Source organism: Isoptericola sp. NPDC056605 (assembly GCF_042792795.1).
Classification (GTDB): Bacteria; Actinomycetota; Actinomycetes; order Actinomycetales; family Cellulomonadaceae; genus Isoptericola.
This window is the reverse complement of record NZ_JBHTVT010000001.1, coordinates 334182-353359: the sequence shown is the minus strand read 5'-3', so window position 1 is coordinate 353359 and position 19178 is coordinate 334182. Positions and strand designations below refer to the sequence as shown.

14 protein-coding genes are annotated in these 19178 nt (G+C 74.7%); 8 read left to right on the top strand and 6 right to left on the bottom strand.

All coding sequences use genetic code 11. The features are described from left to right. Positions 1 to 47 precede the first annotated feature (47 nt). Positions 48 to 842: a response regulator gene (locus tag ACFQ8Y_RS01530; RefSeq protein WP_430549281.1), complete on the top strand. Its 795-nt coding sequence runs from the start codon at positions 48 to 50 to the stop codon at positions 840 to 842. On the opposite strand, the gene ACFQ8Y_RS01525 is transcribed toward ACFQ8Y_RS01530, so the two are convergent. From ACFQ8Y_RS01525 to ACFQ8Y_RS01510, 4 genes are all read right to left on the bottom strand, one after another. Then, positions 818 to 1213 (bottom strand): hypothetical protein, encoded by a 396-nt coding sequence (locus ACFQ8Y_RS01525; protein WP_430584380.1) that lies wholly within the window; start codon positions 1211 to 1213, stop codon positions 818 to 820. The genes ACFQ8Y_RS01530 and ACFQ8Y_RS01525 overlap by 25 nt on opposite strands. Continuing rightward, entirely contained in the window at positions 1210 to 2670 is a 1461-nt protein-coding gene (locus ACFQ8Y_RS01520) for a glycosyltransferase family 2 protein (RefSeq protein ID WP_430584379.1), read from the bottom strand. Before ACFQ8Y_RS01520 ends, ACFQ8Y_RS01525 begins: the two co-directional genes overlap by 4 nt. 114 nt (positions 2671 to 2784) lie before the next feature. Beyond that, positions 2785 to 3900 (bottom strand): hypothetical protein, encoded by a 1116-nt coding sequence (locus ACFQ8Y_RS01515; protein ID WP_430584378.1) that lies wholly within the window; start codon positions 3898 to 3900, stop codon positions 2785 to 2787. Next, a complete protein-coding gene (locus ACFQ8Y_RS01510) occupies positions 3897 to 5567 on the bottom strand; it encodes a sensor histidine kinase (protein ID WP_430584377.1) in 1671 nt (556 codons plus the stop codon). Before ACFQ8Y_RS01510 ends, ACFQ8Y_RS01515 begins: the two co-directional genes overlap by 4 nt. A 64-nt stretch (positions 5568 to 5631) precedes the next feature. On the opposite strand from ACFQ8Y_RS01510, the gene ACFQ8Y_RS01505 reads away from it, so the two are divergent. From ACFQ8Y_RS01505 to ACFQ8Y_RS01495, 3 genes are read left to right on the top strand one after another with little or no spacing between them, the layout of a single operon-like run. Then, positions 5632 to 7344: an FAD-dependent oxidoreductase gene (locus ACFQ8Y_RS01505; RefSeq protein ID WP_430584376.1), complete on the top strand. Its 1713-nt coding sequence runs from the start codon at positions 5632 to 5634 to the stop codon at positions 7342 to 7344. Further along, positions 7341 to 7817, top strand: a complete 477-nt coding sequence (locus tag ACFQ8Y_RS01500) for a nitroreductase family deazaflavin-dependent oxidoreductase (RefSeq protein ID WP_430584375.1) — start codon at positions 7341 to 7343, stop codon at positions 7815 to 7817. Before ACFQ8Y_RS01505 ends, ACFQ8Y_RS01500 begins: the two co-directional genes overlap by 4 nt. Before the next feature lie 42 nt (positions 7818 to 7859). Continuing rightward, positions 7860 to 10616, top strand: a complete 2757-nt coding sequence (locus ACFQ8Y_RS01495) for a cation-translocating P-type ATPase (protein ID WP_430584374.1) — start codon at positions 7860 to 7862, stop codon at positions 10614 to 10616. Here the strand turns inward: ACFQ8Y_RS01495 and ACFQ8Y_RS01490 are convergent, their stop codons facing one another. Both ACFQ8Y_RS01490 and ACFQ8Y_RS01485 read right to left on the bottom strand, forming a co-directional pair. Then, positions 10617 to 13253 carry a glycoside hydrolase family 78 protein gene (locus tag ACFQ8Y_RS01490; protein WP_430584373.1) on the bottom strand — a complete coding sequence of 879 codons (2637 nt, stop codon included), beginning with the start codon at positions 13251 to 13253 and terminating at the stop codon, positions 10617 to 10619. Then, complete coding sequence (locus ACFQ8Y_RS01485) at positions 13250 to 14551, bottom strand: MFS transporter (RefSeq protein ID WP_430584372.1); 1302 nt, start codon at positions 14549 to 14551, stop codon at positions 13250 to 13252. Before ACFQ8Y_RS01485 ends, ACFQ8Y_RS01490 begins: the two co-directional genes overlap by 4 nt. Positions 14552 to 14657: 106 nt before the next feature. Here ACFQ8Y_RS01485 and ACFQ8Y_RS01480 point away from each other — a divergent pair, with 106 nt between their 5' ends. The 4 genes from ACFQ8Y_RS01480 (at position 14658) to ACFQ8Y_RS01465 (ending at position 19169) form a co-directional block, all read left to right on the top strand. Beyond that, the gene (locus tag ACFQ8Y_RS01480) at positions 14658 to 15197 is read left to right on the top strand and encodes a hypothetical protein (RefSeq protein WP_430549271.1); all 540 of its coding nucleotides are present in this window, start codon (positions 14658 to 14660) and stop codon (positions 15195 to 15197) included. Between the two features lie 70 nt (positions 15198 to 15267). Continuing rightward, on the top strand, positions 15268 to 16107 hold the full coding sequence (locus tag ACFQ8Y_RS01475) for an SDR family oxidoreductase (RefSeq protein WP_430584371.1): 840 nt from the start codon (positions 15268 to 15270) through the stop codon (positions 16105 to 16107). Positions 16108 to 16120: 13 nt separating this feature from the next. Beyond that, complete coding sequence (locus ACFQ8Y_RS01470) at positions 16121 to 17695, top strand: proton-conducting transporter membrane subunit (RefSeq protein ID WP_430584370.1); 1575 nt, start codon at positions 16121 to 16123, stop codon at positions 17693 to 17695. A 25-nt stretch (positions 17696 to 17720) separates the two neighbouring features. Further along, a complete protein-coding gene (locus tag ACFQ8Y_RS01465; RefSeq protein ID WP_430549268.1) occupies positions 17721 to 19169 on the top strand; it encodes a basic amino acid/polyamine antiporter in 1449 nt (482 codons plus the stop codon). The last annotated feature ends 9 nt before the right edge of the window (positions 19170 to 19178 follow it).

The window sequence follows — 19178 nt, the reverse complement described above, 5'->3', positions numbered from 1 at the left end:
GTGACGTCCGGCGCGCTGCGCTCCGGGCAACCGGCTAGCGTGTCGACATGCCCGCAGGCACTCCGCTCCCGAGCGGTTCCGACGACGCCCGCGAACGCACGGCCGTCATCGTGGAGGACGATCCGGACATCCGCGAGCTGCTCGACGCGGTGCTCACCCAGGCCGGGTTCGCCACGTACACGGCCGCCGCCGGCCGTCCGGGCGTGGAGCTGGTCCACCAGGTCGACCCGCTGGTCACGACGCTCGACGTGAGCCTGCCCGACATCGACGGCTTCGAGGTCTGCCGGCGCATCCGGGCCGTCTCGGACACCTACGTGGTCATGCTGACGGCGCGCACCGACGAGATCGACGCCCTCATGGGCCTGGACGCCGGCGCCGACGACTATCAGACCAAGCCGTTCCGCCCGCGCGAGCTGCGGGCGCGGATCGAGGCGATGCTCCGCCGCCCTCGTCGTGCCGAGCCTCCGGCCGCGACGCCGCCGGTGGTGCCGGGACCCGACCTCGGGCACGACGCCGCGACGGTCGTCGCGGGCGGCCTCGTCGTCGACGTCCCGGGGCGCGTCGTCGACGTCGACGGTGCGGAGGTCCCCCTCACGCGCAGCGAGTTCGACCTCCTGGCCGCGCTCGCCGGCGCCCCGGGCCGGGTGCTCGCCAAGGACGCGCTCGTGCGTGTCCTGTGGGGCGACGCGTACGACGTCGGGACCCCGGTGACGGACGCCGACCGGCGCAGCGTCGAGGTCCACCTCGCCAACCTGCGCCGCAAGCTCGGCGACGACCCGGCCGCACCACGGTGGATCCGCACCGTGCGTGGCGTCGGCTACCGGTTCGACCACCGTCCCTGAGCGAGGGTCGACACGACGAGCAGCGTCGCGGACCGCGACTGTGCGGACACGTCGTCCAGGTGGCGACGCGCGCCCGGCACACCGTCGTGTGCCAGCGCCTCCAGGGCTCGGTCGGCCGCGCCCGCGAGGCCCTCGACGCCCAGCATGGTCGAGGTGCAGCCGAAGGAGAGCAGGGCGTCCCGGACCGCCTCGTGGTCGCCGCGGCGCAGGGCCCGGTCCAGCGCGCCGACCCGCCCCGCCAGGAGCCCGACCCACGACGCCGCGAACCGGGCCACGGCGGCACGGTCGCCGTCCAGCTCGTCGGCGAGGGAGGACCAGGCGGCGTCGAGGGCGGCGGCCTCCGAGGGGTCGGGGGGTACGGGCGCGCTCACGCCCGCAGCCCGTGGTGGCGGCGCAGCAGCCGGCGCACCATGACCACCGTCTGCAGCACGGTGATCACGCCGAGGACCGGCCAGCCGACCGCGAGCGCGGCGGACTGCGCCGCCGTCGGGAGGAGCGTCCACGCCCACACGACACCGGCGAGCGCGACGGCCGCGACGACGAGCGGGGTGAGGTACGCCCAGCCGGCGCCGCGCTCGGCCTTGGCCTGCGCCGCCCAGTTGTCCGTGCGGGACCTCGACAGGAACTTCGACCAGGCGCGGACGAAGTGCCCGATGCGGATCCACATGTACAGCTCGGCGGGCACGAGCGTGGCGGCGAACAGGACGTCGCGCCACGTGCGGTCGCGCATGGTCAGCGCGATGCGCACGTTGAGCGCGACGGCGACGACCGGCGGCACCAGCCAGACGGGGGAGAACTCGAAGGCGCCGATGCTCAGCGCGCCGGCGAGGAGCAGGCCGAACAGCAGGCGCGTGGCGGCGTTGACGACCATGCCGATGTTCTCCGTCCAGCGCAGCCGCAGGTTCGGGTGGAACGGCTGGCCGCGCGTGTCGCCGCGCTGTCCGGGCCACATGAGGTCGATCGCGCCGTAGTTCCACTTGACCTGCTGGCCGTCGAGCGCCCGCAGGGTGGTCATGCCACCCACCACGGCACGGGCCGTGGCGCTGATCTTCGTGGAGTACCCGAGCGACTTGATCTGCAGGCTCAGCAGCGAGTCCTCGACCTCCGAGTCGCTCACCCAGGGCGCGCGCTGGTGGTGGGCCAGCATGACGTCCTCGAGCGCCGACATGCGGAACAGCGAGGCCTGCCCGCCGAGGACGGCCATGTTCCGGCCGCGCAGCAGGTTCTGCATGGTGAAGGCCGCGAACTGCGCGCGCTGACCGGTGAGCAGGAAGCGGGCGAAGGGGCCCCGGGGGGTGGTGTCGACCGTGTAGATCGCGGAGATGCCGCCGATGCGCGGGTCCGCCTCCATCTCGGCCTCGAGCTGCTCGAGGGCGGTCTTCGCCAGGATGGTGTCGCCGTCCACGCCGAGCAGGTAGTCGGCGCCGCGCACGAGTCGGTAGCCGTAGTTGAGGGCGCCGACCTTCTTGTCGGGCACCTGCCCCATGTCGTGCACGTAGACGCGGGTCGTCTGCTCGCGGCCCCGCCGCACGACCGTGTGCTCGCCGGCCAGCCGGGACGCCTTCCGGAACGTCTTGTCCGTCGTGTTGTTCACGACGACGTGGATCACGTCGGGCAGGCGCGTCTGGCGGAGCAGCCCCTTGAGGACGGCCTTGATCGTGGCCCCCTCGTTGTACGCGGGGACGACCGCGCCGATGGTGGCCCGCCGCGGGGCCTCGGCGACGACGAGCTCGGACGGCGTGAACTCGTACCGGTCGAGCTCGGTGCCGAGCGCGAGGGGCAGATCGAGCACGGGCGACGTGCCGGGCTCGGTGAGGGTGGCGGTCATGGCGGGCTCCGTCGTGTTCCGGGATCGAGGTCGTTCGAGATTCAACGACCGCCATCCTCCGGACCGAACCCGCGTGGACCGTCGGGGTCGCCGCAAGGAATCCTCAGGATCGGCTCAGGATCGCGCGACGAGGTCCGCGCGGGCCGTGCGCACCAGCTCCGCGAGCGCGTCCGCGCCGCCCGCCGCCCGGCCCTCGGCGACCTCCAGGACGATCGTGTCGCCGTCGAGCTCGACCGGGCGGTCGAGCAGCTCGCGACGGACGTCCGACACCCAGCCGGCGTCGTCGACGCCGTCGGGGAGCACCACCAGCACCTCGTCACGCGCGGCCCGGTCCGACCCGGCCGCGCCCCCGGCGGGGAGCAGCCTCAGCACGACGTCCGCCAGGTGCGCCCACGCCTGCTCACGCCCCTCGGGGCCGAACGCGTCCCGGACGGCGGCGCCGTCCCGGCAGCGCAGGACCACCACGCGCACCGGTGTGACCGCCGGCCTGCCCCCCGGGTCGGTGACGGTCCGGCCGAGGTGCGCCAGCGTCCGCGTGCCGAGCACCGGGTCGAAGCGGACGGCCGCCGCCACGGTGGTCTCGCGGGTGCGGAGCGCCATCATCGCGAACGCGCCCACGAGGACGAGGACGAGGTTGACGAGCGTGGTGGTCGTGGTCGGGAACCAGCGCTCGAAGGTGGGGGACGTGGGGCTCCCCGCCGCGAACACCACCGCCCGGGCCGCGTAGAACGCGCTCGCGACGGCGCAGGTGAACCCCAGCGCCGCGGCCTCCGGCGCCCGGCGTGCCGCGGGACCGGCACGGCCGAGGAGCTCGACCGCGGCGAGCATCGACCACGCCGCCACCCCGAGCAGGTAGGCGATGCCGCCCGCCCACGCGCCCCCGTCCGGCCCGTCGACGAGGGCGGCGAGCGCGACGACGACGGCCGACGTCGCGACGACCCAGAGCAGCGAGCGGCGGCCCGCCCGGGCACGCGCCCCCGCCCAGATCGCGCCGAGGGACAGGACGAAGGCGCCGTTGCCGAGGCCGGTGGCCCACCAGGTGGCGGAGGACGCACCGCCCGCCAGGTAGGCGAAGGTCGTGACGATCGCGGCGAGGAAGGTGAGGGTCCAGCACCGGTCGACGACGTCGGTGCGCGTCCGCCGGACCACGCCCACGACGTAGAGCGTGGACACCACCAGCAGGACCACCGGCGTGACCACCAGCAGGGTCGTCTCGTCCAGCCCGCTCATCCCGCGCCTCCCGCCGTGCCGGTCGGGCGGCCCGTGGCGGCCGGGAGCCGGACCGCGACCGTCGTGCCGACCCCGGGCTCGCTCGTCAGGCCGATCGTCCCGCCGTGCGCCTCGACCACCTGACGGCAGATGTGCAGGCCGAGGCCGGTGCCGTGTCGGGTGCCCTGCCGCACGGCGGGCGCGCGGTAGAAGCGGGCGAAGACGCGTTCGACGTCGTCGGGTGCGATGCCGACGCCCTCGTCCCGGACCTCGAGGACGACGGTCGCCCCGTCGTCGTCGACCGCGGCCGACACGGCGCCGCCCGCGTCGGAGTACTTCACGGCGTTCGACAGCACGTTGTCCACCACCTGGCGCAGCATCGCCGCGTCGCCCCGCACGCGCGCGCCGCCCGCAGGGCCGCGGTGCACCACCACCCGCAGGCCGGCGCTCGCGGCGAGGGGACCGATGGTGGTGACGGCCTCGTCGACCACGGCGGCGAGGTCCACCTCCTCGCGTGCTGGGTCCAGCTCACCGCCGCGCGTCGCGGCGGCCGTCAGCAGACCGTTCACGAGAGCGAGGAGCCGGTCGGCGTTGCGTGCCGCCACGTCGACGTGGCGCACGACCTCCGGGAGCGCCCCCGGGACGTCCGCGGCGAGCTCGAGATGGCCGACGATCGAGGTCAGCGGCGTCCGCAGCTCGTGCGACGCGGCGGCGACGAAGTCCTCCTTGAGCTCGAGCGCGCTGACCTGCTCGGTGAGGTCCTCGAACGTGACGACGGCGAGCCGTCCGCCGGTGCCCGGGTCGGCCCGTGCCAGCTGCACGACGGACGTGCGCAGCGCTCGGCGTCCGGTGGGCAGCGGCCACCAGGCCACGTCGCCGGTCAGCGAGTCGCCGGACACGGCGCGCTCGACCGGCCCGGCCGCGGACCAGGTGCCGTCCAGCGCGGTGGGCCGCAGGTCGGGCAGGTCCTGGACGTGGAGGCCGGGACGGAGCATGCCGTCCGTGGCGTCGACGGCCAGGCGGTTCACGAGCACGATGCGGCCGTCGGCGTCGAGCAGGAGGATGCCCACCCCCGCGGTGCCCACCACGGCCTCCAGCAGGCGCCGCTCGGCGCCGAGCTCCGCGGCGGCCCGACGCAGCTGCGCGCCCTGGCGTCGCAGCAGGAGGTTGCGGGCGTCGGACCGGCGCTGGATGGCGCCCACGGACAGGGCGACGGCGGAGAGGACCACGGGCACGAGCGCGACCCTGGCGAGCTGGCTCGACGTCGTGACCGTGCCCGTCGCGACGGTGGGCAACCAGGTGACGGCGAACGCCCCCGCGACGGCGAGCCCGACGCCGACCCGGCCCTGCCGCTGGGCGAGCCACAGCACGGGGAAGACGGCCAGGAGGGACACGGGCGCGTCGGCGGAGACGAGCAGGGCGGTGGCCGTCAGGTCCAGCAGCGGCACCGCGATCTCGGCCCGACGGCCGAGTCGGTGCCACGGGACGAGGAGCGTCGCCGCCAGCGCCACGACCAGGACCACCACGCCGGCGACGTACCAGCCCTCGGTCACGGTGGAGCGGTCGTAGACGGTGAGCCCGACCGTCGCGAGGGCGGCCGTCGCCAGGAACGGGAGGTGGACGACGAGCACACCGGACCGCCGGACGGGCAGCGGCTCCGCGCGACGTGCCTCGGCGTCAGCTCGCATCCGTCGACAGTAGCGACGGCGCCTGCGTGCCGCGCGACGCGGCGCACGGCCCTACGCTGACCGCATGTCCGAACCTGCCGTCGGCAGCCCCGTGATCCTGCTCGTCGCCGACGCCCACGCGCCGCAGGTGGAGGAGGAGTTCCGGGCCCGCTACGACCGCGACTACCGCGTCGAGCTCGTGCGCACCGCCGACGCCGCCATGGACCGGCTGCGCGACCTCGTGTCCGCGCGGGAACCGGTCGCGATGATCGCGGCGGAGCGTCGGCTCCCCGACGCCGCCGGCATCGAGCTGCTGCACCAGGTGCCGGCCGTCGTGTCCACGGCGCGGCGGGTGGCGCTGATCCCGGGCGACGAGTTCTCCGGCGCGCTCGACGAGATGCGGGCCGCGCTGCTGCGCCGCGACATGGACACGTTCGTCGGCATCCCGCGCGGCGCGCGCGACGAGGAGTTCCACACGGCGCTGGTGGAGCTGCTGTCGGAGTGGGGATGGTCGGTGGACCGGCCCACCGTGACGTCCACCGAGATCGTCGCGGCCCCCGGCGATCGCGACGCGGCCGCCGTCCGCGACCTGCTCGAGCGGCTCGGCGTCCCGAACCGTGTGCTCGGGCCGGACGACGCCGCGGCGCGCGAGATCCTCGCGGAGGCCGGTCCGGGCGCCGTCCTGCCCGTGGTCCGCACGTTCGCCGGCCGGGTGCTGTCGGGGGCGACGGCGTCCGCCGTCGCGGAGGCGATGTACGGCGGCTACGACTCCATCCCGCCGGGCGAGATCGCGGACGTGGCCGTGGTCGGCGCGGGGCCCGCGGGGCTGGCGGCCGCGGTGTACGCGGCGTCCGAGGGCCTGTCGACCGTGGTGCTGGAGCGCGACGCGATCGGCGGGCAGGCCGGGTCGAGCTCGATGATCCGCAACTACCTCGGCTTCCCGCGCGGCATCTCCGGGATGCGCCTGGCGTTGCGCTCGCGCATCCAGGCGGGGCGGTTCGGCGCCCGTTTCTACACGGGCCGCGCCGTGGCGCGGATCGAGCCCGGCCCCGCGGACGAGCCGGAGCACCACCACGTGCACGTGGACGGCGCGCAGCTGTGCGCCCGCACGGTCGTCATCGCCACCGGCGTCTCCTACCGCCGCCTCGGCGTGCCCGGGGTCGACGACCTCGTCGGTGCGGGCGTGCACTACGGCGCCGCGAGCTCGATGGCGCGCGAGATGACGGACCGGGACGTCGTCGTGGTGGGCGGCGGCAACTCCGCGGGCCAGGCCGCCGTGCACCTGGCGAAGTTCGCCGGGTCGGTGACGGTCCTGGTGCGGCGCGGAAGCATCGCCGAGACGATGTCGGACTACCTGGTCCGCGAGATCGCCGTGACGCCGAACGTCGCCGTGCTGCCGCGCACGGCGGTGGTCGACGGCGGCGGGGACGGCCGCCTGCAGTGGCTGTTCACCCAGGACCTGGACACGGGCGAGCGCTCCAAGACGCACGCCGACGGCCTGTTCTGCCTGCTCGGGGCCGAGCCCGACTGCTCGTGGCTGCCGGGTGGCGTCGCGCTCGACGACCACGGCTTCGTCCTCACCGGCCGCGACGTGCCGCAGGAGCGCTGGGTGGACGGCCGACCGCCCGCGAGCCTGGAGACGACGCTGCGCGGCGTGTTCGCCGTGGGCGACGTGCGGGCCGGCTCGATGAAGCGCGTCGCCTCGGCCAGCGGCGAGGGGGCGTCCGTGCTGCCGCTGGTGCACTCGCACCTCGCCTGGTTGCGGGCGCAGGAGTTCGGGGGAGGGAGCCCGGCGTGACCGACGGTCCTCACGAGGGCGGCCCGCAGGAGCCGCGCACGTTCCGGCGCAGTCGCGCCCGCGACGTCGGCGACGCGGTGATCAGCGTGTTCGTCCGGCTCGGGGTGGTGCCGGACACGTCCCTGCTGACCACCCGGGGCCGGCGTTCCGGGCTGCCCCGCACCAACCCCGCGACCCTCGTCACGCTCGACGGGCGACGCTGGCTGGTGGCCCCGTACGGCGTCGTGTCGTGGGTGCACAACGTCCGCGCCGACCCGCGGGTGCTGGTGCGGCGCGGCCTCTCCCGGCACGTGTTCGTGGTCCGGGCGGCGTCGGCCCAGGAGGCCGGCCCGGTGCTGCGGCAGTATCTGCGCCGGTCCCGGCCCACGCGGCCGTACTTCACGGCGACCGTCGACTCCGCGGTGGAGGAGCTCGTCGCCGAGGCGGGCCGGCACCCGGTGTTCGAGCTGGTGCCGTACGACACAGGTCGCTGACCCGCCGCGCGGCACGGGACGAACCGCGGTCGAATGGGCGGCATGGGATCTGCGCAGGACGTCGCCACGGAAGCGACCCCCTGGTCACGACCGCCCGCCGAGGTGCTCTCCGCGCTGCGCACGGACGACGGCGGGCTGAGCGCCGCCGACGCGAGGGAACGGCTCGCGGAGGTCGGCCCCAACCGGCTGCCGCCGCCGGAGAAGGACCCGCTGTGGAAGCGGATCCTGGTGCACTTCGACGACGTGCTCATCTACATCCTGCTGGTCTCCGCCGTGCTCAAGGCGATCCTCGGCGACTGGGTCGACTTCACCGTGATCCTGCTGGTCGCGGTGGTGAACGCGGCGATCGGCTTCATCCAGGAGGGGCGGGCCGAGAGCGCGCTGAACGGCATCCGCCAGATGCTCTCCGTGCACGCCGAAGCCCGCCGCGACGGCGCCTGGGCGAAGATCGACGCCGACGACGTCGTGCCGGGCGACGTCGTGCGCGTGCGCTCGGGCGACCGGGTGCCCGCCGACGTGCGCCTGCTGCAGGCGACCAACCTGCGCGTCGAGGAGTCGGCGCTCACGGGGGAGTCGGTCGCGGCGAGCAAGCGCGTCGACGCCGTGGACGCCGACGCCGGGGTGGGCGACCGCACCAGCATGCTGTTCTCCGGCACGCTCGTGGCCGCGGGCCAGGGCGTCGGCGTGGTCACGGCCACCGGCGAGCGCACCGAGATCGGCCGCATCCAGACGATGATCTCCGAGGTCACCAGCCTGGAGACCCCGCTGACCAAGCAGCTCGACCGGTTCGGCAAGCTGCTCGCGGTGCTCATCCTCGGCATGGCCGTCGTGATGGTCGTCATCGGGCGCGTGGTGCACGACTTCTCGGTGCCGGAGCTGGTGTCCGCGTCCATCGGGTTCGCCGTCGCCGCCGTCCCGGAGGGCCTGCCCGCCCTGGTGACGATCACCCTGGCGCTCGGCGTGCAGCAGATGGCCCGCCGCCGCGCCATCACGCGCAAGCTGCCCGCCGTCGAGACCCTCGGCTCCGTCACGACGATCTGCTCCGACAAGACCGGCACGCTTACCAAGAACGAGATGACCGCGCGGCTGGTGCGCACCGCGGGCCGGTCGTTCGACGTCGCGGGGGCCGGGTACGCGCCCGTCGGCGAGCTCACGCTCGTGGGCGAGGGGTCGCGGCACGCCGACCTCGCCGACGACCGCGACCTCACCGCCGTCGTCGCCGCGATGATGCTCTGCAACGACGCCCGCGTGGTGCCGGGGGAGCCCGGCGAGCAGGGCGAGGACTGGCGGCTGGTGGGCGAGCCGACGGAGGGCGCGCTGCGCAGCCTCGGCATGAAGGCCGGCTTCGACACCGCGGGCTGGTCGCGGCAGGACCTGGTGCCGTTCGAGTCGGAGAACAAGTACATGGCCACCCTCGACCGGGACGCGGACGGCGGGCAGGTCGTGCACCTCAAGGGCGCGCCCGACCGGGTGCTGGACCGCTGCAGCACGCAGACCGCGCCCGACGGCACGGCGCAGCCGGTCGACCGCGCGTTCTGGGAGGCGCAGATCGACGAGATCGGAGGCCGGGGCCTGCGGGTGCTGGCCGCGGCCCGCCGCCGCGTCGACCCGTCCGCCGAGCCGTCCACCCCGCTCGCCGACACCCTCGTCGACCTGGAGCTGTGCGGCCTGGTCGGCATCGTCGACCCGCCGCGCCCGGAGGCGATCGACGCCATCGCGCAGTGCCGCGACGCGGGCATCGCCGTCACGATGATCACGGGCGACCACGCGGGGACCGCGGTGGCGATCGGCCGTGAGATGGGCATCGTGCACGACGAGGTCGGCCCCGACGGCGCGGGACCCGCCGTCCTCACGGGTGCCGAGCTGGAGGCGATGAGCACCGCGCAGCTGCGCGCCGTCGTCCAGGACGTGCACGTGTACGCCCGCACCAGCCCGGAGCACAAGATCCGCATCGTGTCGGCGCTGCAGGCGCACGGCGAGGTGGTCGCGATGACGGGCGACGGCGTCAACGACGCCCCCGCGCTCACGCAGGCGGACGTCGGCGTCGCGATGGGCATCAAGGGCACGGAGGCCACGAAGGACGCGGCGGAGGTGGTGCTCGCCGACGACAACTTCGCGACCATCGAGCGGGCCGTGGAGGAGGGGCGGCGGATCTACGACAACATCCGCAAGTCGGTGCTCTTCCTGCTGCCCACCAACGGCGCGCAGTCGCTGGTCATCCTCGTGGCCGTGCTGTTCGGCCTGGTGCTGCCGCTCGCGCCCGTGCAGGTGCTGTGGATCAACATGATCACCGCGGTCACGCTGTCCCTCGGCCTCGCGTACGAGAAGGCGGAGCCCGACGTGATGTCGCGGCCCCCGCGCGACCCGAAGGCGTCGATCCTCGACGCCGTGTTCGTGCGCCGCATCCTCATCGTGTCCCTGCTCATCGGCGGCGCCACGCTGTTCGTCTTCTACGCCGAGCGGGCGCAGGGCGCTCCGCTCGCCGAGGCGCAGACCACGGCCGTGACCATGCTCGCGCTGGGCCAGCTGGCGTACCTGTTCAACTGCCGGTTCCTGGACCGGTCGAGCCTCACGGTCGACGTGCTGCGGGGCAACCGCGTCATCTGGATCTCCGCGGTCGCGCTGATCGGCCTGCAGTGCGTGTTCGTGTACACGCCGTTCATGCACGACTGGTTCGACGCCGCCCCCATCGGCCTCGAGGAGTGGGGCAAGACCCTCGGCCTGGCCGTCGTCGTCTTCCTGCTCGTCGAGGTGGTCAAGGCGGTGGGCCGGGCGCGCGAGCGGCGGGCCCGCGCCTGATCAGCCGCGGCGCACGCGCACCTCGTGCTCCCCGTGCCCGACGACGGCGGGCGGGGCGCCCGGGACGTCCAGCTCGGCGGTGGTGCCGACGGGCACCACGCAGCGCACCACGAGCTCCTCACCGTCGGCGCCGTCCTCGATCCGCCACGCGACCTCGGCGGCGCCGTACGGCGTGACGTGCCGGGCCGAGGCGTGGGTCAGCCCGCCGCCGGGCCGCGGGGCCACCCGGAAGGTGCGGTAACCCGGCTCGAGCGGGGCGAGGCCGGCGACCACGCGGTGCAGCCAGTCGGCCACGGACCCGAGGGCGTAGTGGTTGAACGACGTCATCTCGCCCGGGTTCACCGTGCCGTCCGTGAGCATGCTGTCCCAGCGCTCCCAGATGGTCGTGGCGCCGAGGTCCACCATGGCGAGCCACGACGGCGACGCGTGGCTGAGCAGCAGCGCGTACGCGGCGTCGAGCTGCCCGGTGCCGCTCAAGGCGTCGGCGACCAGCGGCGTGCCGGCGAACCCGGTGCCGACGGTGTTCCCGCCGTCGCGCACCAGGGCCGCGAGCCGCTCGCCCGCGCGGCGGCGGGCGTCGTCGCCGTCCAGCAGGTCGAAGACGATCGACAGCGCGTGCGCGGTCTGGGTGTCGTGCATCGCGTCGCCGCTGTCGACGTAGCGCTTGCGGTACGCGGCGGCGACCTCCTCGGCGAGCGCCTCGTAGCGGGCGGCGTCGGCGTCGCGCCCGAGCGCGCGGGCCGTGTCCGCGACGGCCCGCGCCGAGCGGGCGAGGTAGGCCGTGGCCACGAGGTACGGGTCGGTCTGCGCGCGCAGCGGGTCCTCGGGCGGGGCGGTCGGGTCGAGCCAGTCGCCGAGCTGCATCCCGGTGTCCCACAGCCGGTCGGGCCCGGCGAGGCCGGCCACCTTGTCCACCCAGGCGACGGCGCTCGCGTACTGCCGCGCGAGCAGGTCGCGGTCGGCGGAGTCGCGGTGCAGCGCCTCGGGCACGAGGGTGGCGGCGTCGCCCCACCCGGCGATGTCCTGCGACGGCTGCCAGTACGTGCCGCCGGGGATCCACGGCACGTACACGGGCACGGTGCCGTCGAACCGGCGCTGCTCGGCCGACAGCGACCGCAGCCAGTCGGCGAGCATCCCGTGCGCGTCGTAGAGGAACGCGGCGGTGGGTGCGAACGCCTGGATGTCGCCGGTCCAGCCGAGGCGCTCGTCGCGCTGCGGGCAGTCGGTGGGGATGTCGACGAAGTTGGAGCGCAGGCTCCAGACGACGTTCTCGTGCAGGCGGTCGAGCGCCGGGTCGCTGCTGGCGAACCAGCCCGTGCGGGCCATGTCGCTGTGCAGCACGCGGGAGACGATCGCCGGGGCGCCCTCGCCGGGCCAGCCCGTGACGTGCGCGTACCGGTAGCCGTGCACGGTGAACCGCGGCTCCCAGGTGAGGGCCTCCCCGTCGAGCACGACCTCGTCGGTGGCGGCGGCCTCCCGCAGCGTGCGCGTGTAGAGGGTGCCGTCCTGCAGCACCTCGGCGTGCCGCACGCGCACCACGGTCCCGGCGGGGGCGGCCGGCACGACGAGGCGGGGACGGCCGGAGTGGTTCTGCCCGTAGTCGACGAGCCAGCCGTCCTCACCGTCCGGCCCGGGCGCGCGGGTCACGCTCACGGGCGCGAGCTCGCCCGTGCAGCGCACCGGCGGGCCGTCGGGGGCCGCGAGCACGGCGCGGTCCAGGGGGTGCACGACGACGGGCGACCAGGCGGCGTCGTCGAAGCCGGGCTCCGACCAGCCCGCGGGCAGCAGGCGCGCGTCGAAGGTCTCGCCGTCGTACAGGGAGGCGCGGGTGAGCGGGCCGGGGGCGCTGCGCCACGACGCGTCGCTGCCCACCACGACCGTGCCCGTGTCGGTGACCACCTCGAGCTGGGCGAGCACGCCCACGTGGTCGCCGTACAGGTCGCGGTGGCCGCCCTCGAAGCCGTACCGGCCGCGGAACCAGCCGTCGGCCAGCCACGCGCCGAGGGCGTTCTCGCCCGGGCGCACGAGGTCGGTGACGTCGTAGACGGACACGCGCAGGCGGTCGTCGTAGGGGGTCCAGCCGGGCACCAGCTCGTCGGCGCCCACGCGCCGCCCGTTGAGCTCCGCCTCGACCAGGCCGTGCGCGGTGAGGTGCAGGCGCGCGGACCGCACGGCGTCACCGGGGACGTCGAACCCGCGGCGCAGCAGCGGGGCGCGCCGGCTCTCGACCGGGCCCTCGTCGTACCCGGGCCCGACGAGCTCGGCGGTCCAGCCGGCCGCCGTCAGCCCGCGCTCCACGACGACAGGCTCGCTCCACGGTCCCCAGCCCGCGTCGCCCGCTTCCTCGTCGGCGCCGCCGTCCCGGGTCCGCACGCGCACCTCGGCGCGGGCACGGCGGGCGAGCGGCGCGCCCGGCCAGGGCACGAGGACCTGCGTGGCGCCGTCGACGACGGCGGTCGCCTCGTCGAGGACCGTGCCGTCCGGCGCCGTCGTGCGCCACGCGACCTCGTACGCGCCCTGCCGGTAGGCCGCGTGCGCGGCGTCGAGGTGCCAGGACAGGCGGGGCCGGTCCTCGCCGACGCCGAGGGCGGGCTGCGGGTGGTGCTCGACGCGCAGGACGGGCGCGGGGACGGTCATCGGGCTCCCTCGATCGGGGTGGGGGTGGTGGTCGCCGGGGCGGCGGGCTCGTCGTCGGCGACGCGCGGGTACCGGGTGATCCAGAAGTACCCGATCACGCCGCCCACGGCGATGCACGCCGCCACGAACACGAACAGCACGTTCGGGCTGGCCGCGAGCAGGGTGGGTGTCCACAGCGCGACGACGGCGGCGACCACGCGGGTGAACGCGATCATCACGCCCTGCGCGGTGCTGCGGTAGGTGGTGGGGATGAGCTCCTGCGCCCACACCTTGAACATCGGCTCGCCCGCGACGGCGCCCGCGATGGAGCCGACCACGCCCATGGTCACGAGCGTCCAGACCTCGACGCCGAAGACCACGGGGACCAGGTAGCCGAGGGTGTAGAACACGGCCATCACGGCGAACCAGCGCATGCGGTGCGCGCCGTCGACGATCCGCATCAGCCCGTAGGTGGCCGCGAACGCGATGGCGAAGGTGACGAACCCGACCGTGGACGCGAACCGCACCGTGGAGCCCGCCATCTCCGTGTACATGAGGGTGGAGAACTGGCCGCCGGTGTTCGCGCCGACGTTGACCAGGGCGTAGAAGAGCGCGACGGCGACCATCGGCATGAGGTACGGGCCGTGCAGCAGCCGCTTGAGGGTGCCGAGGTCGACGGCGTCGGCGCCCGGGTCGCTGGCCGCGGCGCCCGCGTGCGCGGCCTGCCAGCGCGACGACTCCGGCATCCCGGCCCGCAGCACCAGCACGACGAGGGCCAGCACCAGGAGCTGCCCGTACATGATCCGGCCGCCCGTCATGCCCATGCCGCCGACGACGATGCCGAACAGCTGCGCGGCGATGATGCCGACGAGCCACAGGATGTGGGAGAACGAGATCAGCTTGCCGCGGTGCTCGGGCGGCGCCTCCTCGGCGATCATCGCGAGCGACGCGGGCAGGTCCGCGCCGACCGCGAGGCCGAGCAGCACGACGCCGGCGTACAGCGCCCCGGTGCCCGGCGCGGCCACGAGGACCGCCGCGCCGGCGACGTACACCGCCATCGTGGCGAGGAAGACGCGCTTGCGGCCGAACAGGTCGGCCAGGCGGCCGCCGACCAGGGCGCCGGCCGCGATCATGAACGTCAGCAGGGCCGAGTACTGGCCGAACTGCGCGTCGCTGATGCCCAGCGGCTCCTTGTACAGCACCAGCGCCGTGCCGGTGGTGATGATCGCGCCGGCGTCGAGGTACGACGCCATGCCCGCCACCGTGGTGCGGTACCAGGTCCTGCCCGGGATCTTTCCCGGTGCCGTCGAGGTCGTCATCGTTCTCCCACTTCTACTTTGAAGCGCTTCAAATTGAGTCGTTTCACGAGGATGCCCGGACCGCGCCCGCGTGTCAACATCCGACCACGGGGCCTACCGTGCACGCATGAGCCGAGCGACCGACCGTCGCGAGCGCCGCAGGCGCCGTCGCGACCAGCTCACGCCGGACCAGCGGGCCGACCGCCTCAAGGAACGCGTGTACGTCACCTTCGCGGCGCTGGCGGTGGTGCTGGCGCTCCGGGGGCACGTCGAGGGCCTCACGCCAGGCCGGGCGGCGACCACCCTGGTCATCACCGTCGGCGGCACGCTCCTCGCCGTCTTCCTCGCCGACCTCGTGTCGCACGTCGTGGTGCACAACCACCTCCCGACGCGCGCCGAGAGCCGCCACATGGTGGGCGTGGTCTCCAGCGCCGGCGGCGTCGTCGTGCTGCCGCTCGTGTTCCTGTGGCTGGCCGGGCGCGGGACGTGGACGACGGCGGGCGCGCTCACCGCCTCGACCGTCGCGCTGGTCGCGAGCCTCGGCCTCGTCGGGTACGTGGCCGTGCGGCGCGCGGCGATCCCCACCTGGCAGAAGTGGCTCCTCCTGCTGGCCGAGGTGGTGCTCGGGGTGGCGGTCGTGGCCCTCGAGGTGCTCGCGCACGGCTGACCCCACCGGGGGAGGATGGCGGACGACGGCATGGGGACCGTGCCGACGAGGGCGAGCGAGGGAGCGGCGCATGGCGAGCAGCGAGGTGACGGTCGTCGTCGGGGTCGGCGGGATGGGAGAGGAGATCGCGCGCCGCACGCCGCCGGGCCGGACGCTGCTGCTCGCCGACTTCTCCGACGAGGCGGTGACCCGGGTGGCCGACGCGCTCGGCGACACCCACGACGTGCGGGCGCGCGTCGTCGACGTGTCCGAGCGCGAGTCGGTGGCGGAGCTCGCCGCGGAGGCCGCGTCGCTCGGGCCCGTGACGTCCGTCGTGCACACCGCGGGGCTCTCGCCGACGCAGGCGGCGGTGGGCCCGATCCTGGCCGTCGACCTGCTGGGCGTCGCGCACAGCCTCGACGAGTTCGGCGCCGTGGTCGCGCACGGCGGCGCGGGCGTGGTCATCGCGTCCATGGCGGGGTCGATGGCGGTCGGCCGCCTCCCCGCCGAGCTGGAGGCGGCGCTCGCGAGCACCCCCACCGACGCGCTGCTCGACCTCCCGTTCCTCCGCGGGGACGCGGTCGCCGACCCGGGCGCGGCCTACGGCATCGCGAAGCGCGCCAACCAGCTGCGCGTGCAGACGGCCAGCCTCGCCTGGGGGCGGCGCGGCGCCCGCGTGAACTCCGTGAGCCCCGGCGTGATCGTCACCCCGATGGGGGAGCAGGAGCTCCAGGGCGAGTCCGGGGCGGGGATGCGCGCGATGGTCGAGGCCTCCGGCACCGGCCGCCTCGGGCGCCCCGACGACATCGCCGCGGCCGTCGCCTTCCTGCTCGGGCCCGACTCGTCCTTCGTCACCGGCACGGACCTCCTCGTCGACGGCGGCGTCGTCGCGGCCGTCCGCTCGGGGGCGCTCACGCTGCCGGGCGCCTGACCACCCTGGCGCCATGACCTGGCTGCTGCTCGTCGCGCTCGCGGTGCCGGCGGTGACGGCCGTCGTGCTCCTCGTGCGGTCGTCGCACGGACCCGACCTCGGGCCGGACCGCCTGGTTCGGGCGGCGCCGCTCGCCCTCGTCCCGGTCGTGGTGGTGGACCTGCTCGGCCCCGTCCGCGGCGCGGCCCTCCAGCTGGACGTCGTGGGGAGGCCGCTGCTCCTGTTCGTCGGCGTGCTGTACGCCGCGGCGCTCGCCCTCACGGAGCGGTCCGCGGACGCGCGGACGGCGTCGCGCAGCGGGCTGCTGCTCGTCGCGTTCGTCGGCACCGCGACGGTGCTCGTCGCCGCCGACGCGGTGACGTTCCTCGCCGGGTGCGTGGTGACGACGGTCGCCGCGCACCGGCTGATCCTGCACCCCCGCACGGCGACGGCGCGGCGCGCGGGCCGGCTCTACCTCGTCCTGGCGGTGGCCAGCGACGTCGTCCTCGCGGCCGCCGTCGTGCTCGTGGTCGCGGCCGGCGGGCTGCACCTGGCCGACGCCCCTGCGGCCGTCGCCGCCGCCCCCACGGGCGGGGTGGTCGTGGGTCTCCTCCTGCTCGGGTTCGGCATCAAGGCCGCCACCTTCCCGCTGCACGGGTGGCTGCCGATCGACGAGGCGGCCGCGTCCGTGCCGGTCGGGGCCGTGCTGAGCGGCACCGTGGTGAAGGTCGGCCTGGTGGGCTGGCTCCGCTTCCTCCCGCTGGGGCACGAGGCGATGCCTGGCTGGGGCACCCTGCTGGTGGTCGCGGCGCTCGTCGGAGCGTTCGGCGTGCTCGTGCCGGGCGTCCTCACTGACGACCCCGAGGTCTCCCTCGCCTACAGCACCGTGGGCCAGATGGGGTTCCTCGCCATGGTCGTCGGGGTGGCCCTCGGGGCCCCCGACCTGGCCGAGGCGTGCGTGCTCACCGCCGTCGTCTACGCGGTGCACCACGGCATGGCGAAGGGCGGGCTGATCATGGCGGTGGAGGTCTGGGAACGCTACGGCGCCGGCCGCGCCCGAGCCGTGGTGCTGGGCGGCGCGTTCGTGCTCGCCCTGGCGATCACCGGCGCGCCCCTGGGCAGCGGCGCCGTGGCCAAGTACGCCGCCAAGCGGGCCGTGGGGGAGGCGCCGTTCCTCGTCGACGTCACCGCGGTGCTCCCGTTCGTCGCGACCGTGTCGACGCTGCTGCTCCTTCGCGCCCTCGTGCTGCTGCGGGCGTCGGGCCACCCCGGCCCGGCCGCGCCCGACGGCGGGCTGTGGTCGTGGGTCGTGCTCGCCGTCGGCGGCACGCTCGGCACCTGGGTGCTGGCGTGGCTCTGGCTGCCGCCGGAGAAGGTGCCCGGGCTCGACGCCGTGACGGCCTGGGGCGCGGTCTGGCCGGTCCTGCTCGGGCTGGCCGTCGCGGGGCTCGTCCTCGGCGCGGCCAGGGCCGGCGTCCTGCCCTCCTGGACCGGCACCCTGCGCATCCCCGCGGGCGACCTCCTGGACGCCGTCGCACGCAAGGTGGATCGCACGGCCGACGCGCGGACCAGGCGCGACGGTGGAACGATCGGCCGCAGCACCCGGTAGGTCCGACCTCAGGAGGACACGACAGATGGCGCACCAGGAGACGACGTCGGGGACCGGCACGACGGCGAAGGTGTCGCTGCTGACCCTCACCGCGATGGTCGTCGGGTCCATGGTCGGCGCCGGGGTGTTCTCGCTGCCGCGCCGGTTCGCCCAGGAGACGGGCGTCATGGGCGCCCTCATCGCGTGGGTCGTCGCGGGCGCGGGCATGCTGATGCTCGCGTTCGTGTTCCAGCGGCTCGCGATGCGCAAGCCCGACCTCGACGCCGGCGTCTACGCGTACGCGAAGGCGGGCTTCGGCGAGTACACGGGCTTCTTCGCGGCCGCCGGCTACTGGGCCAGCGCGTGCGTCGGGAACGTCACCTACTGGGTGCTCATCATGTCGACGCTGGGGCAGTGGATCCCCGCCCTCGGCGCCGGCGACACGGTGCTCGCGCTCGCGCTGTCCACCGTCGGCCTGTGGCTGTTCTTCCTGCTGGTGCGGCGGGGGATCAAGGAGGCGACGGCGATCAACCGGATCGTCACCGTCGCCAAGATCATCCCCATCATCGTCTTCGTCCTGCTGGCGCTGTTCGTCTTCGACCCCAGCGCGTTCGCGGAGAACTGGGGCGGCGCCGACTACGCGGGCTCCCTGTTCGACCAGGTGCGCGGCACGATGCTGGTCACGGTCTTCGTGTTCCTCGGCGTCGAGGGCGCGAGCGTCTACTCCCGGCACGCGAAGCGCCGCGAGGACGTCGGCCGTGCCACCATCCTCGGCTTCGTCAGCGTGTTCGCCATCTTCGCGTCGGTGACGATCGTGTCCTACGGCATCATGCCGATGAGCGAGATCGCCGAGCTGCGACAGCCGTCGATGGCGGGGGTGCTCGAGGCGGCCGTCGGCGAGTGGGGCAGCGTCTTCGTCGGCGTCGGCCTCATCATCTCGGTGCTGGGGGCGTACCTGGCGTGGACGCTCATGGCGGCGGAAGTGCTGTTCGTCGCCGCCAAGGACCGCGACATGCCGCGCTTCCTCACCCGGTCGACCGACCGCGACGTGCCCGTCAACGCGCTGCTGCTGAGCACGTCCCTGTCGCAGGTCGTGCTGATCCTCACGTACTTCTCCGAGGACGCGTTCGACTTCGCGCTCGACATGACCGCCGTCATGACGCTCATCCCGTTCCTGCTCGCCGCGCTCTACGCGGTGAAGCTGCGCGCCACGCGCGAGACCTACGACGGCGCGCCGCCATCCACGCTGCGCGGGGACCTGGTCGTCACGGTCCTGGCGACGGTCTACACGGCCTTCCTCGTCTTCGCGGCCGGCCTGAGCCTCGTGCTGGTCTCGTTCCTCTTCTACGCGCCCGCGACCGTCCTGTTCGTCATGACGCGGCGCGAGCAGGGGCGCCGGGTCTTCAACCCCGCCGAGCTGGCGCTGTTCGTCGTCGTGGTCGCGATCGCCGTCCTCGCGGTGATCGGTCTCGCCGCCGGCTGGATCTCGATCTGACCGTCACCA